Source organism: Flavobacterium sp. Root186 (assembly GCF_001428525.1).
Lineage (GTDB): Bacteria > Bacteroidota > Bacteroidia > Flavobacteriales > Flavobacteriaceae > Flavobacterium.
In genome coordinates this window covers 574893-591112 of the sequence record NZ_LMHW01000013.1, presented here as the reverse complement: position 1 = coordinate 591112, position 16220 = coordinate 574893, and the positions used below count along the sequence as shown (strand labels likewise).

Annotated in this window: 9 protein-coding genes; 1 reads left to right on the top strand and 8 read right to left on the bottom strand. The window is 35.4% G+C overall.

What is annotated here, in order from left to right; translation table 11 throughout:
- Positions 1 to 67 precede the first annotated feature (67 nt).
- Positions 68 to 1261 carry an aspartate aminotransferase family protein gene (locus ASD98_RS15860; protein WP_056206093.1) on the bottom strand — a complete coding sequence of 398 codons (1194 nt, stop codon included), beginning with the start codon at positions 1259 to 1261 and terminating at the stop codon, positions 68 to 70.
- A 246-nt stretch (positions 1262 to 1507) separates the two neighbouring features.
- Complete coding sequence (locus ASD98_RS15855; protein ID WP_082577876.1) at positions 1508 to 3184, bottom strand: OstA-like protein; 1677 nt, start codon at positions 3182 to 3184, stop codon at positions 1508 to 1510.
- A 347-nt stretch (positions 3185 to 3531) separates the two neighbouring features.
- On the opposite strand from ASD98_RS15855, the gene ASD98_RS15850 reads away from it, so the two are divergent.
- Positions 3532 to 5403: an alpha-amylase family protein gene (locus ASD98_RS15850; RefSeq protein WP_056206090.1), complete on the top strand. Its 1872-nt coding sequence runs from the start codon at positions 3532 to 3534 to the stop codon at positions 5401 to 5403.
- A gap of 56 nt (positions 5404 to 5459) precedes the next feature.
- Here the strand turns inward: ASD98_RS15850 and ASD98_RS15845 are convergent, their stop codons facing one another.
- From ASD98_RS15845 to ASD98_RS15820, 6 genes are all read right to left on the bottom strand, one after another.
- Positions 5460 to 7088: an alpha-glucosidase gene (locus ASD98_RS15845; RefSeq protein ID WP_082577875.1), complete on the bottom strand. Its 1629-nt coding sequence runs from the start codon at positions 7086 to 7088 to the stop codon at positions 5460 to 5462.
- Positions 7089 to 7257: 169 nt separating this feature from the next.
- Positions 7258 to 8979: a hypothetical protein gene (locus ASD98_RS15840; RefSeq protein WP_082577874.1), complete on the bottom strand. Its 1722-nt coding sequence runs from the start codon at positions 8977 to 8979 to the stop codon at positions 7258 to 7260.
- Between the two features lie 15 nt (positions 8980 to 8994).
- The gene (locus ASD98_RS15835) at positions 8995 to 10281 is read right to left on the bottom strand and encodes an MFS transporter (RefSeq protein ID WP_082577873.1); all 1287 of its coding nucleotides are present in this window, start codon (positions 10279 to 10281) and stop codon (positions 8995 to 8997) included.
- Entirely contained in the window at positions 10281 to 11339 is a 1059-nt protein-coding gene (locus tag ASD98_RS15830; RefSeq protein WP_056206088.1) for a glycoside hydrolase family 130 protein, read from the bottom strand. Before ASD98_RS15830 ends, ASD98_RS15835 begins: the two co-directional genes overlap by 1 nt.
- A gap of 183 nt (positions 11340 to 11522) precedes the next feature.
- A complete protein-coding gene (locus ASD98_RS15825) occupies positions 11523 to 13070 on the bottom strand; it encodes a RagB/SusD family nutrient uptake outer membrane protein (RefSeq protein WP_056206087.1) in 1548 nt (515 codons plus the stop codon).
- Between the two features lie 10 nt (positions 13071 to 13080).
- Positions 13081 to 16164 carry a TonB-dependent receptor gene (locus ASD98_RS15820; protein ID WP_056206086.1) on the bottom strand — a complete coding sequence of 1028 codons (3084 nt, stop codon included), beginning with the start codon at positions 16162 to 16164 and terminating at the stop codon, positions 13081 to 13083.
- Positions 16165 to 16220 lie beyond the last annotated feature (56 nt).

Below are 16220 nucleotides of genomic sequence, written 5' to 3'. Positions count from 1 at the left end.
AATTAACAATGAATTTAGAACTTATGTTCCAAATTTAATTATAATCTTCTGATTTTTAAAAGATTATTTAGTTGTTGCCCGCTTTTAATATTTCATCCATAACGCTTAAAATTATGGAACAGCCTTCTCTTATTTCTTCTTCAGAAATGGTAAGCGGCGGTGTTATTCGGATAGCACATCCTTCAAACAAAAGCCAGAACAGTATTAATCCTTTGTCCTGACAGTTTAAAATGACCTGATTCGTTATATCTGCCGTTTCAGTCATTGCTGCAAGCATTAATCCCTTTCCTCTAACTTCCTTTATCAAAGGATGTACCAAAAGCGATCTGAACAGTTTTTCCTTTTCTAACGCTTCCTGTATTAAATTTGTTTCAGTTAATTCCTGCAAAGTAGCTAAACAAGCTGACGCAATGACAGGATGGCCTCCAAATGTTGTGATATGTCCCAGTTTAGGATTTTCGGTTAAAAGATCCATTTTTTCAGCCGAAGCGGTAAAAGCACCTACAGGCATTCCGCCTCCCATACCTTTTCCCATAACAACAATATCCGGAACGACATCGTAGTTTTGAAACCCAAAAAGCTTCCCGGTTCTTCCAAAACCCGGCTGAATTTCATCTACAATCATCATGGCACCAACTTCATCACATCGCTTACGGACTTTTTGCAGAAAGTTATTTTCGGGCTGAATAAATCCGGCACCGCCTTGTATCGTTTCCAGAAGAATTGCTGCGGTTCTGGTTGTTATTTTTTCTAAATCGGCTTCGTTATTAAACGTTATAAAATCAACATCAGGAAGCAGTGGACGAAAAGCCCGTTTGCGTTCTTCAAATCCCATAACACTCATAGAACCCATTGTGTTTCCGTGATAGGCATTATGACAAGAAATAAGCTGACTGCGGCCTGTTGTTCTTTTGGCTAATTTTAGTGCACCTTCAATTGCTTCTGTACCTGAATTTACTAAATAGGTTTTATTTAGAGATTCTGGCAGGAGTGAGGCCATCAATTTGCAATACTGAACTGCAGGACTCTGTGAATATTCTCCATAAACCATTACGTGCGAATATTTGTCCAGTTGATCTTTTATTGCCTGATTTACTCTCGGATGCTGATGCCCAAGTGTACAAGCCGAAACTCCGGCAACAAAGTCTAAATATTTTTTATCGTTTGTATCGTATATGTATGAGCCAATGGCGTGCGAAACTTCCATTCCTAAAGGATAAGGAGAAGTTTGTGCCTGGTATTTTATAAAATCTGGGTTCATTTCTTTTTAAGGGTCTAAGTTGCTGAGATGCTAAGGTTCTTAGGTTTTTGTTTCATTTGCTGAAAACTGACACTGAAAACTGCGACTAATTTTTAGCGCAAAGATCGCAAAGATTTACGCAAAGTTTGTAAGCTTAAAATTAAGATTACATTTTAATGTAAAGATCTCAAAGTTTTGAAAAACTGAGATCGAATACTGCGACAAACTTCACTGAAAAACCTGTAAACTGAAAACTGCGACTGAAAACTATTTAACTTTAGGTTTCGTTTCCGCTTTTACGGCTGGTTTTTTCTTATCGTAATTTAAAGTCTCTTTCCTGACTTTCATTGGAACATTTTTATCTTTTTCTTCCTGTTCTTTTCCTTCCTTGACTAATTTGTCGTTCATTTCATTTTCTTCGGCGGTAAAGATATCATCTTTTGATTTTATTCTTTCGTCTCCTCGCCAGACAAAACCACGCAATTTACGTGCATTTTCAGGCAAATCTTCTTCGGGGAAAATATCCCCGTCAACACGATTAAAAAATGTAATCGTTTCTACGGCATTATTCTCAAGAATCAGGTTTATTTTACTGCTGACATTTTTATTAATTCCGATTAACTCATTGGCGTCATTCCGCATAAAATAGACGACTTCGGTATTTTTGACGACATCAACATCGTGGAGTTTTCCCTCTTTAAACTTTCCAAATAAATTGAGTCCCTTGACCTGATTATATCCCGTTCCTAAAGTGTCCTTGGAGATGAGGAAAGTGTTATTAATAACTTTTAATGAATCTAACTTTTTGGTATTGTTATCGCCAATTAAATGCATTAAATCACCAGTTATCTGGCTGTCGCCGTTCCATAAAATCGGACTTCCGATTAATTTTGTTAAAGCTGTTTTAGAATTTGAATGAATCGAATCACATTTTCCGCTCATGTCGGTTTTGTAAAAACGAACATTTTTAAACGCTCTCAAAATTCGTTCGCCTTCTTTTCCGGTAACCATTAGTTTTTGTCCGTGAATATAAACCGAATCGTTTTCGACTAAATTGATAGCAACAGCTCTTTTGGTTACAAACATCGAATCTTTTAGTTTGTAAATCTCGGCATAATGCCCTTTTACAAGTCCTTTATTAATTGAATCCGTGATTTTTACATTCCGCGTTGCCGATGCAAATTCGGTATTTCGATTATAAAATAAACTGTCTCCTTCAATGAGTCGGTCGTCGTATTTTATGTATGATTTCCGTAAAAAGTGAGCGAGGTTTTTCTTGGTGTCGTAAAACCCTTTTTCGGTATAAATATAATTGGCTTTACTGGTAATTGTCGACGGACCAAGTAAATACGTATGTCCTGAATTACTGTAATAATCTAAATGATTTGATTTTATAACATACTTAGGGTTCGTAATAGTGACTTCTGTCAAAAACTGAAATTTTTTCTGGGCTACAAAATATCTACCTGATTTACTAATCAAAGTATTGTCTTTGTTGATAATCGTTCCCTTTGTATTATAAAAAACTTCTTGGGTATTTCGGTCAAAATTAATAGTGTCCGTTTGCAGGGTTGCATCTGGTGAAGTCATTACAGCATCTCCAGTTGCAAAAGCTTTTTTCATATTTCCGTTATATTCGGCATATTTACTATTTAAAAACAAAGTATCACCTTGTACTAATTGTACATTTCCAAAGGCTTTAAGATAATTTTCTTTCTGAAAGTAATACGCTTTATTACAAGTAAGAACTACTCCGTCATGGTTTACTTTTACATTTCCTGTAAGCAAGACTGCATCAGGTGCTGTAGCTTGATCCACATCTAAATAATCAGAATGTTCTATGTTGATTTTTTTTGGTGCCTGCGCTTTTTTTGGTGCTTGCGCAGAAATGATTTGAACACTTAATAAAAGCAGACAAGATATAAAAAAGAGTAATTTCTTCAAGTGATTAAATTTTTGTCAAATTTATAAAAAAGGATACAACCTTAGATTGTTATTAGCATTAATTTATCTTTTTAGGTTCAGAGGTTCAAAGAGGCAAAGGTTCAAAGTTTGAATTTGAAATTTTTAATGACATTTCAGAACCTTTGTACCTTATATACCTCTGAACCTTTGTACCTCTAATTTATTAACAAAATAAAGAACTCTTACGTTGTAGTTGATGATTTTATTGTTGTGAAAAAACAAATCGGACTTGGTTTCTTTTGAGCTTTAAAAAATAAACTAAATTTAGAAATTGGATTTAGATTTCTATTTCAAAAAAAAACAGATACGTTTAGATTTAAAAAACTATGATAAAAAGTAAATTTATTGTTGTGGGAATGGCCGCAGCAATGTTGTTTTCGGGTTGTAAAACAAAAGATTTAAAAATGAGTGAAGAAAAACAAGAAAATTCAAAAGATCATAAAATTGTTGTATACCAGGTTTTTACCCGTTTATTCGGGAATAAAAACAAAACTAATAAGCCGTGGGGAACTATTGAAGAAAACGGAGTTGGAAAGTTTAATGATTTTACAGATAAAGCGCTTCACGAAATAAAGGATTTAGGTGTAACTTATATTTGGTATACCGGAGTTCCGCATCACGCTTTAGTAAATGATTACACCGCTTACGGAATCTCAAATGACGATCCTGAAGTGGTAAAAGGCCGTGCAGGCTCACCGTATGCCGTAAAAGATTATTATAATGTAAATCCTGACTTAGCTGTAAATCCGGCAAACAGATTACAAGAATTTGAAGATTTAATTGCACGGACTCATAAAGCAGGGTTAAAATTAATTATTGATATAGTTCCGAATCATATTGCTAGAAAATACGAAGGAAAAAATAATCCTGAAGGAGTAAGAGATTTTGGTGCTGATGATGATGTAACTGCCGAATATAAACGAAACAATAATTTCTACTATATTCCAAATATACACTTCGAAATTCCCGATGGAGATATTCCGTTAAATGGAGAAAAAAATGCTCTTATTGATGGTGTCTTTGATGAAAATCCTGCAAAATGGACAGGAAATGGTTCGCGTAAAGTAAAACCAGATCAAAATGATTGGTACGAAACGGTAAAAGTAAATTATGGCGTTCGACCTGACGGTTCAAAAGATTTTCCTGAACTTCCTGCTGGTTTTGATCACAAATCGTATCCCGAACATTTTGCTTTTTGGCAGGATAAAGAGGTGCCGGATTCATGGAAAAAATTTAAATCAATAGCTTTATACTGGACAGCAAAAGGTGTTGACGGTTTCCGTTATGATATGGCCGAAATGGTTCCTTATGAATTTTGGAGTTATATGAACTCTGCAATCAAAATGAAAAATCCAAATGCTTTTTTATTGGCAGAAGTTTATAACCCAAATGAATACAGAAATTATATTCGTTTAGGAAAAATGGATTATTTGTATGATAAAGTAGAAACGTATGATAAACTGAAAGATGTTATTCGAGGAAAATCATCTCCGGATGGATTATCTGATATTCAAAAAGGAATGACAGATATCGAACATCATATGCTTCACTTTTTAGACAATCATGACGAACAGCGTTTAGCTTCTCCGGAATTTGCCGGAACTCCGGAAAGAGGAAAACCTTTAATGGTAGTTTCAACTACTTTAAGTACTTCGCCAACTATGGTTTATTTTGGACAGGAAGTAGGAGAGGCAGGCAATGAAGATGCTGGTTTTGGAAAACGTTCTCGAACTTCTATTTTCGATTATATAGGGGTTCCGAATCATCAAAAATGGATGAATGAAGGAAAATTTGATGGCGGACAATTGTCTGATTCTGAAAAGCAATTACGAGATTTTTACAAACGATTATTAAATTTCTCCATAAAAAGCCCGGCATTGATGGGAAGTTTTCAGGACATACAATCGGTAAACCGCCAAAATACATCTAATTATGATGAATTGATTTATTCGTTTGTTCGCTGGTCTGAAACTCAAAAATTGATTATTTTGGCAAACTTCTCTTCTGAAAAAACAAGTACGTTTAATTTGAAAATCCCATCTGATGTTATTTTGAAATGGGATTTAAAAGATGGTGAATACGTACTTACAGATCAATTATATTCGAGTAACAAAAATATTTTAGTTGTAAAGAATGGAGAAGGAACTGTTATAGTAGAAATAGCGCCTTCAGAATCATTTATTTATGAATTGAAATAGTGTGCGCATAGATTAAACCGACAGGTTTTAAAAACTTGTCGGGTTTACTTGAAAAACTAATTTTTGTAAATAATAAAACTATTTGGTTTTAGTTCTTTTTGACCTAATAATATTTTTGCATTGCCGGGTAATGTTATTATTTTTTTAATACCAAAATTAATGACAACGGTAATTTTTTCATTTTCAAAAGATCGTGTAAATGAAACTTGATCTCCCTGAAGTTCCAGATTGTCATAAGTGCCATATTGCAAAACTTTTTCTTTATTTCTTAAAGCGGTCAATTTTTTATAGCTGTTAAGAATAGATTTTTTTTGCATTTTTAAAGCATCAACATTTATTTCTTTATAATCAGGATTGATTTTAATCCAACTTTTTTCTGTTGAAAATCCTGCAAACGCTTCTTCGTTCCATTGCATCGGACTTCGTGATTTATCACGATTGTGTTCGTTTCCTTCAATAAGTGCTTCTTTGTCGTTTTTATCTTTTGCTATTGCTGTTTGATAATGGGTTTTACCTTGTATATCGACCATTTCGTTTATGTTTTGGGCGATAATGTTATGCATGCCAATCTCCTCGCCATAGTAGATAAACGGAACTCCTTTTGCTGTAAGTATTAAAGCAGCAAGAGCTGTCGCTCTGTCCGTATTTCCGCCTGCCAGTCTGTCGATCATTCTGGGCATATCATGGCTTCCAAAAAACAAAGTGGGATAATTGCTCATGTTCTTCTCCATGCTTTGCAATTCGTCAAAAATACGCTGAGTCGAAAATTCTTTTATGCTTCCAAAATTGAAATTAAAAACAACATCCAATAATTCCTGCGATTGATATTGCTTTAAAACCTCGATTTTATCGCTCCCAATTTCTCCCACAATAAAGCGGTTATTGTATTCATTTACTGTAGATTTTATAATTTTCATGGCATTTTTTACACCTTCCTGATTTATATCGTTTAGGTGTTCCTGCTGTCCGTTTTTTATCGGATTATCTTTCGTGATACCATTAGTAGTCAAGAAGTTTATTACATCTAACCTGAAACCATCTACACCGGCATCAAGCCAAAAACGAAGTATATTTTGAACCTCATCGACTACTTTTGGATTTGACCAGTTAAGATCGGCCATTTTTTTGTCAAACTTATGATAGTAGTATTGACTGGTCGCCGCATCTTTTTCCCATGCAGTACCTCCAAAAAAAGATTCCCAATTATTTGGTTCATCTTCCCATATATAATAATCCCGATACCGATTGTCTTTTGATTTTCTCGATTCCTGAAACCATTTACAATCTGTAGACGTATGATTTAAAACCATATCGATGATTACTTTTATTCCTCTTTTATGAGCTTCATTCAAAAAAGTATCAAAATCGGCTTTAGTACCATACGTAGGATCTACTTCGTAATAATTGGCAATATCATAACCATTATCAACTTTTGGTGAAGTAAGAAAAGGCGTAAGCCAAATGCCTTTTATACCTAATTCTTTTAGATAATCTAATTTTTGGGTCATTCCCTTAAAATCACCATATCCATCTCCATTACTATCGGCATAACTGGGCATATAGATTTGATAAAAAACAGTTTCTTTCCACCATTTTTTGTCAATTGCTGTTTTTTGAGCGATCGCTGGATTTATATTTAGAATTATCAGAAAAGTGAATATATAATTCAAGGTATTAGATTTCATAGTATTATTGTCCCATTAAATTATTCCCATTTTTGTCATCCCGAGGAACGAGGGATGTTCGCAAGAAATTCCATAAAGAAATTTAGACAATCGTTGTCGAGCTACAAACAAAGATCCCTCGTTCCTCGGGATGACAAGATTGTGTATCAAAGTAGATCGAAAACAGTTTTTATTTTTTGTCTTGCCATTTATAATCTACAACTATCCCATCAACTAGCATTTTTGAGCCTTCATAGCTTACTTTTCCACCAGAAGGAACTTGAACAATCACAGCGGCACTTAATGGATCCATTTTTATTTTGGCAGATGAAGAAACATTCTTGGCTATAAAGCTTCCTGAAACAGTATTGTATAAATCTACTTTCTTGCCTTTTTTAACTTTTATAGTTACTGTTTTACTTCCTGAATATGGATTATAATATAGATAAGAAGGATAGGCTTTATCACTATAAAAATCGGTTGCTAATAAATTTAATTGTAATATTCCGGTAACATTGGTTTCATGGATAATACTTCCAAAAATACCAACGTGGCCGCTGCCGTAAACACTAAATTGAGATTCTTTAGGATTTTTTCCAAGTACCCAAAGCGGACCATCACCTTGTGCTACAGGGCCTTTTAGATTTTCATATTCTTTATAACTTGATTGACGTATGATGCCTTCGTAACCAATAACGCCTTTTGAAACTTGAGCAAGTTCCGGTATTGTTTCATGTTCATCAGGCATATACTGCGGATAAAAAAAACGAGAAGCATTGGCGGCATTCAGCATCCATTTTCCTATTGCTGCTGCATACGATTGATCGTATCTTACCATTGGTATAAGCGGCCAGGCAGCATCATAAGTATTCATTAAAAAACCATAGCCGCCATGATCTACCGTACTTCCAAAAACACCCGAAATATCGATACCGTTCCAGTTTCCTACCAAAGAGCCCCAGCCTTCACGACAAATAGGTGTTCCGTCAAAAGTCCAGTCCAGCATTTTGTTTGTATCGTATTTTGTGCCTTGTTCTGCATTAATTCTTGCTGCTAAATAAGCTCCAAAAGGCATTAATACTTCATAAGTAGGGTTTTTAGACTGCGATTCTAATGCTGCTAATGCGCTTCGGGCTCCTTTTAAGTACTTGGCATCGCCAAATTTTTTATAAGCCATATATAATACCCATGCATGTCCTGCTGCGGCATCGGGCTGGGCACAAATATGGTTTGTCATGGGCGTCATTTTATTGTAATCAAAATAGGAGTATTCGTAGTTTCCATTTAAAACCACATCGGCCTCATAAAATTTGTCTGCAATACTTCTGGCTATTTCTGTAAAACCGGGTTCATTCGGGTATTTATCATAAATGGCATAAAACAGAAGATTTGGATATACATCATACCACCAATCGCGGCCATAACCTCCGCCCAGTAAAGCAACTTCCGGGCAGGTATTATTCATCATAATATTCCAGTTGGTTTCTTTGTTGAAATAGTTTTTCAACATCGCAACATAGTTCAGGTTTTGCTGGTTGTTTTTGTCTATGCCTACTAATGTAGCTCCTAATGTTGCACCCATTGTTGCCAAGGCTTCATGAAACATTCCTTTATTGTGATTCGGACCTTGTCTTACATCTGCTACAGCAGTATATAATCCAACAACTGTCTGCGGGTAATTTTTTTTGCTGTCATCCATCCAGACCATTGGCCAAAATTTACCTTTTGCGTTAAAATCATAAACTGTTTTATCAAAATCTAAAGCCAGTTTTTTATAGTCAATAATTTTTAATGGCTGTGGTAAATCCGGCATTTGTGCTACACGGGGTATATTTTGTTGTTTTACTTGTGCGGCTGCTGTTAAACTTAAAACTAACAGACACGAAGTGCTTATTTTTATAAATGTATTCATTTTGTTCTTTTTAATTTAAAGAAGTCCTGCGGCTGTTTCTTCTAATACTTTAGCTTCTATTTCTTCATCTGGTGAAAGTTCAAGACCTTGTTTGATAATTTTTTTGCTGATATAAATGGAGCATAACTGCAATAGTGCGATAATACCAATGGCATATCTTAAAGCAAAATCTTCAGATACAACAAAATATAAGGTTAAGAAAGTTCCGGCACCCAAAAGTCTTCCAATGTACAAGCCGGCTTCATGATTTAAAATATAGGCAAACTCGCCTCTTTTTTCGATTCTGGAAACAATGTCAATTACCTTTAACTGAATAGGGAAGTAGGCTAAATCCATCAAAGGCTTTGCTATAAGCAGCAATAATAAAAAGATTATTACTCCCATTTTGTTAAAAAGAAAACCATTTAAACAAGCGCCTAAAGCAAATAAAATTAACCCTACAGAAAAAGTTTTAATCCTGTCTGATGGTTTAGAAAAACGACCTATGAAATAAATAATAATTGCGGCTAAAACTGCCCCAATCGATTGTGCTTTTCCTAATGCGCCTTCTTCTCCCAATATTTTAAAAATAAGCATGGCAGGAGCGGTAACCAAAAATCCTTGTGCCAAACCTTTGAAGGCTGCCAATGACAGCAGTTTATACCAAAGCGGATGAAATTTGAAAAATATATATTGCTTTTGTACAGGATTTATAAATTTACCTCTATAACAAACTATTGAAGCTATAATAGTAATTAAAAAAACAACTGCGGTAATGATTTCATAAGCTCGATGTTTTTCGTCTTCGCCTATTTTTGACTGAATAAACAAGCCAATAGCCGCAGGTATTGCAATGGCAATTATGGTATAAATAAAGGTTTCTAATCCATAATAATAATTTCGATTGTTGTCATTTGTTATAGACAAAGCCAGATAATCGCGATTTGACCAGTACAACCCAAAAGAAAGCCCCATAGTAATCCCGGCAACACCAATTCCGATTAAATCAAGTGTTTTTAAGGACATCATTATAATCATCGAAACACCGCTGAGCATCATTCCAATTGAATATAATTTTTTGATATTGATATGTTTCAGCAGGAAGCCATTTAATAAAAAAGTAAGCGGAATCCCGGTATAAATTGCCAATTGGTATATAACTACTTTTGAGGTATCATTTGAGTTTCGCATAATATAAGCGGCAACAAATATATCGATAACCGGCAGTACTAATGCGTAGACTAAGTTGGTGAAAATAAGAATACGAAAATTATGGGTCTGACTTTTAAAATGATCAATTTCTGATATAAGTTTTTTAAACATTAGTTATTTTTTAAAAGTAAAAGGATTTCTTTAATCGAAAATTGAGCACCACACACAAATTCATCAGATGCACCATAATACATAGTAAGTGTATCTCCATCAGGCTCTACAATGTGGCCATTGGTGAATACTACGTTTCCGAAAAATCCACTTAATTCATATTCTTCAACAGGGACCATAATAGGATCTATTGTTCTTGCAATTACTTTTGTGGGATCTTCAAGATCCATTAAAAAAGCGCCTAAGCAATACATATGATTTTCATTGGCACCATGATAAATTTCGAGCCATCCTTTATCTGTTTTTATGGGAGCTGCTCCGGCACCAACCCTTTTACTGTCCCAGAGTCCTTTTCTTGTTTTTATGATACAGTGATGATTTCCCCAATGTATACCATCAGGAGATGAAGCAATCCAGATGTAATTACCGCCAATATCTACGCTGCTCGGACGATGCAAAGCATAAAATAATCCGTTTATTTTTTCTTCAAAAATGGCACAGTCCTTATTATGTGCGGGTAATATCATACCGTGTTTGGTAAAGTTTTTCCAATCGGTTGTAGTACGCAAACCAACACCAACACCATTGTCTGATACAGAAGTGAAGGTTAGGTAATATGTTCCTTCAATCTGGGCGACGCGGCAGTCTTCTATTCCAAAAGTTTCGAGCATACCTTCGCCAACCAAATGCGGATAGTTTTCGGGTTCATAAAAATTATGTCCATCTTCACTGCATAATAGTCTAAGATGGGAAAGCGTGGTTAAATAATCAACTCCTTTATAATTGATAACGCGTGCATCTGTTGCAATAAGTTCCGGATCGTTTTTTTCTATTTCAATAATGTGAATTTCACCTGTTTGAGTCAGTATGGGAAACGAAATAACAGTATCCTTTTGTTTTGGTCTTTCGGCAACACGCACTATCAGCCATGTTTTATTATCATATTGAAATACACCCGGATTTAATAAGCATGTAATTTCTAATCCTTCTCTGCTTGCAGGAATGTCTACAGGCGATAATAATGGGTTGTCTGCAAAACGTTTCGCTATATCTTTCATGATTTTTAGTTTTATTTTTTATCGTTTTTAATTACCTCCAGCTTTAGCTGGAGGTTGAAGAATTGATAATAAATTCGGCTTTAGCCAAAATAATTAAGTGTTTTGGCTAAAGCCTAGTTCTCATTCCCTTTTTGATCCCCAGCTAAAGCTGGAGGCAATTTAAAAGTTGGAAATAGATTTATCTTAATATCCAGGATTTTGTGTTAAAAGTCCTGCTGAGGCATCTACTTCTGCCTGAGGAATTGGATACAGCATATGTTTGTCTAAGAAAACTTTTCCGTGCGCTGTCATTACATCCTTAGCAATTCCCCATCTTTTTAAATCGGGCATTCTTTGATTTTCAAAACCAAGTTCAGCTCTTCTTTCAGAAATCAGCCAAGTTTTTACAACAGCTTTATCTCCAGAATTTGGTCTGTCTGGCAATGTTCCTGCGGGTGGAGGAGGGCCAACAGAAGTTACCGGAATAGTTTTACTTGGGTCAGCTGGAAAAGCCGGATCCTGTACTCTAACCGTTACAGTTGTAACTGTATTTCTGGCTCTTGCTCTAATTTGGTTTATAATGTCAATCGCGCCTGAATAATTACCTGTTTCATTAAGTGCTTCTGCTTTCCAAAGTAAAACATCAGCATAACGAATGAAAACTTTATTGTTTGGAGCGTCATCATCGCCTTTGTTTCCGCCGTCTGTAGTTCCTAAAAGTTTATTAACCCATTGTTCAGGAGCATTTACAGTATATAATTTTCTAGGATCATTAGGTTCAAATGAAGCTAAAAAATCAGTGCTTGGAGCAAAAAATCCCCACCCAAGAGGTGCACAAATTCCGTTTCCTTTTCTCGGATCAGCTTGTTTAACATGGTTATAAGAGAAAATCACTTCATTGTCTGCATATTCCTTGTTCATATTAAAGTTATCAAAATAATTTGCATCAAGGCTATAAAAACCTGTTGTTTCTAATTCTGATACTAAAGTGTTTACAGCCGCCCAATCTTTATTGTATAGCGCGGTTTTGGCCAAAAGTGCAATAACGGCCCCTTTTGAAACTCTCCATTTTTCTGTACTTGAAGAATATTTCGAATTTGGTAAAAGTGATTTTGCTGTTTCTAAATCGGTTTTAATCTGACTCCATACTGTTTCTTTTGGAGCTCTTACGGCTTTATCAAAAGCTTCTTGATATGTTTTTATTGGAGCCAGAATCAAAGGCACATCGCCAAAATTGGTTACCAATGAAAAATAATAGTACGAGCGTAAAAAATAAGCTTCGCCCAGTAATTGGTTTTTTCTTTGGGTCGAAATTCCAGTAAGGGATTCAATCTCCGGATTTAATAGAAAATTCAATGCAATGTTGGTTCTTTTGATACCTTCATAATTGTATTTCCACAATCCGTTTGGACCGCCATTTGTTGAAGTAAAAGTAAAATTATTGATTTCATCCATCCAGGATTGATCGCCGTCCGGAGACCATTTTTTTTCCATATCATCAGATGCGATATCATCTATAATAATATCATTTTGAAATACTAAACCTCCGTTCCAGTCCCATTCAGCAAGCTGATTTAATCTGTTGGATAACATATCGTAAGAAGAAGTGACAGAACTTTCTACTGAAGCTAAGGTTGGTTTAGAATTTGCCTGTTCCAGAGTTTGCGCTCCGATAGGATCTGTAGTAAGTTCATCTTCGCAGCTTGTTAAGGCCAGCGCAATTAGTATTACTGTTATATATTTATATTTCATGGCTCGATTATTAAATTTTAAATTTTAGACCTATTAGTATTGTACTAGATTGAGGATAAGTACCCTGATCTATAAAAGAAGTCGATTCTGGATCTAAACCAGTATATTTCGTAAAAGTCAATAAGTTTTGTCCAGAGACATACATTCTTAAATACGTATCGCCAATTATTTTAGGATTGAACGTATATCCAATTTCAAGGTTTTTTAATCGCAGATAAGAAGCATCTTCTACAAAAACACTTGAAACCTGACTTCCACCATTGTCATTAAGTGTGTTACGAGGAATTGTATTGCTTGTGCCTTCGCCATTCCATGCATTTAATACCGAAGTGGTAGAATTAAAAGGGCGGCTGTCGTAATCTAAAATCTGTTTTAAATCATTGTATCGATCTACACCCGAAACGCCTTGGAAAAGAAATGACATGTCAAATCTTTTATATTCGGCATTAAATGAAAATCCGTACGTTATTTTTGGAATTGAACTTCCTATAAATGTTCTGTCATTGGCATTAATTTGTCCGTCTCCGTTTAAGTCTTTAAACTTAATATCTCCAGGTTTTGCACCGTTTGAATTAGAATATAAAACAGTATTTATTTCTGCCTGATTTTGATAAATACCATCAAATTTTAATCCGTAATAAGAACTAATTGGCTGTCCAACTACAGTTTTGGTATGCGTTTTATCATCATTAATTTCTGAAACATATTGCTGAAGTTGCTCAACATTATTTTTTAACGTCGCAATGTTTCCGTTGATGCCATATTTAAATTCGTGGTCGTTGTTTTGAAAGTTAGCTCCAAATTCAAAACCTTTATTGGTTACAACACCGGCATTAACATAGGTTTTGTTGATCTGGCCGACCGTCGCAGACGGAAGCCCTACGGCTAATAAAATATCATCGGTTGTTTTATCAAAATAGTCGACAGAGAAAGTCAGTTTATTTTCTAATACACTTAAATCAAGACCAAAGTTGGTTTGCGTAGTCGTTTCCCATTTTAGGTCAGGATTACCGTAACGAACCACATTTATGATTCCGCCAGTTTCTGTAACAAGAGTTTCATAGGCATTATTAGGGATTTCCTGATTACCAGATTGTCCCCAGCTGGCTCTCCATTTTAGGTTAGAGATCCATTTTGCGTTTTCCATGAATTTTTCTTTAGACATTACCCAGCCTCCGGAAACCGAAGGAAAATAACCCCATTTGTTATTTGGTCCAAAACGAGAAGAACCGTCTGCTCTTATAGTACCTGAAGCAAAATATTTATTGTCGTATCCATAATTTGCAGAGGCAAAAAAGGAGATAAGGTTCCAGATTTGTGCAGAACCGGAACTGTTTTTATTAACATCGCTTCCATAGTCAAGATAACGGAAAGGATCAGTTGTATTATTATAATTCGTTCTGCTTCCGCCTACAGCAGATTGGTCGTAACCAATCGTTTCTTCGCCTAATAATGCATTGATACTATGTTTCTCTGCAAGGGTTTTAGTATAGTTTAAAGTATTTGTAAAGGTAAAAGTTGTGGCTTCTCCTCTGTTTTCGTTTAAGTTTGAAGGTCTGTTTTGTCTGCCTTGTCCCGGATATAATTCATTTGGATCATTGTCATTGTCATCTCCAAAATTTTCTCCAAAAGCTTTATTATGATCAAAAGTGATTTCGGCACCAAAATTACTTCTGAATTTTAATGATTTATCAGCCAGAAAAGCATATTCTGCATATACATTTCCAAAGGTTTTAAATGCAGATCGTACATCATCGGTATAATTCACTATCGCAATAGGATTAGATGTCAGCTCATAATTACGGCTCCATCCGCCATTAGGATTGTTATTTAAATAGAAGGGCAAATCAGTATAAGGATCATTTGCTTTATACGTTGGATCGTTTGCATCTTTATAAACTCCTAAAACAGAAGGGCGTAATAAAGCATGTCTAATTACTCCCGGTGCATCTCCGCTAGAAGACATTTTATCCTGTTTACTGCTAGTAATTTGAAAGTTTGTACCCACTTTAAGGCGTTCTGTAATTTCCGTATTGATATTTGCTCTAAAATTGATACGTCTATAAGTATCCTTGTCACCCACGACAATACCATTCTGTCCAAAATAACCACCGGATATTAAATATTGTGTTTTATCAGTACCTCCACTAGCCGAAATCTGGAAATTGTCTGTTCTTCCTGCACCAAATAATTCGTTTAACCAGTTTGTGTTTGATAAAGGAATACCGTTAACCTGTCCGTTAGTTCTATCGGTTTGATAAGGGCTTATAGCATTAGCAGGATTATTGTTAGAATTATGCCAAGCCTGGTCCATTACAGTCAAATACTGATCTGCGTTTAGCATTTTCGGAAGATTAGTGGCATAACTTGTTCCGCCAAAATATTCTACATCAATATTTGCTTTTCCTTTTGCACCGCTTTTGGTAGTAAGAATAACAACGCCTCCAGAAGATCTGGATCCATATATGGCAGTTGCAGCAGCATCTTTTAATACTGTCATCGATTTTACATCAGACATGTTCAGGAATGAAATGTCGCGGGTTGCCACCCCATCTACAACATAAAGTACTTCGTTATTGCCAAGTGTGCCTTCACCTCTAATACGTATTTTGAGTCCATCACCGGGAGCACCAGTATTAGCCGAAACCGAAACACCGGCAACTTGCCCTTGTAAAGCCTGTCCAACATCGGCTACTTTTGTTTTAGACAATTCGCTCATATCTACAGTTGCGACGGCACCTGTTATGGCGGATTTTTTTTCACTTGTATACCCCACAATAACAACCTCATTCAAGGCATTAGAATCTGCTGTTAGCGTAACATTTATCTCTTTTCTGCCAGATACAGCTACTTCTTGGGTTTGATATCCTACATAACTAAAAATAAGGACAGCATTAGGGTCTGCATTTGTAATGATATAGTTACCATCAAGATCTGTGACAGCGTAGTTAGAAGTTCCTTTTATATTGACATTGGCTTGCGGCATCGGGCCATCAACATCTGAAACTACACCTTTTATGGTCTGAGCATTCATAATGCTTCCCACCATAATTACTCCAAATAGGAATAACTTGTAAATATATTTTTTCATCATGATAAGGAAGTGTTAATTGGGTTAGTGGTTTGATTGTTTTTTTTCATGGTTTAAAA

Coding starts and splice junctions, on each gene's coding strand:
- ASD98_RS15860 (WP_056206093.1), bottom strand. CDS start 1,261: ATGAACCCAGATTTTATAAAATACCAGGCACAAACTTCTCCTTATCCT.
- ASD98_RS15840 (WP_082577874.1), bottom strand. CDS start 8,979: ATGAATACATTTATAAAAATAAGCACTTCGTGTCTGTTAGTTTTAAGT.
- ASD98_RS15845 (WP_082577875.1), bottom strand. CDS start 7,088: ATGAAATCTAATACCTTGAATTATATATTCACTTTTCTGATAATTCTA.
- ASD98_RS15820 (WP_056206086.1), bottom strand. CDS start 16,164: ATGATGAAAAAATATATTTACAAGTTATTCCTATTTGGAGTAATTATG.
- ASD98_RS15850 (WP_056206090.1), top strand. CDS start 3,532: ATGATAAAAAGTAAATTTATTGTTGTGGGAATGGCCGCAGCAATGTTG.
- ASD98_RS15825 (WP_056206087.1), bottom strand. CDS start 13,070: ATGAAATATAAATATATAACAGTAATACTAATTGCGCTGGCCTTAACA.
- ASD98_RS15830 (WP_056206088.1), bottom strand. CDS start 11,339: ATGAAAGATATAGCGAAACGTTTTGCAGACAACCCATTATTATCGCCT.
- ASD98_RS15835 (WP_082577873.1), bottom strand. CDS start 10,281: ATGTTTAAAAAACTTATATCAGAAATTGATCATTTTAAAAGTCAGACC.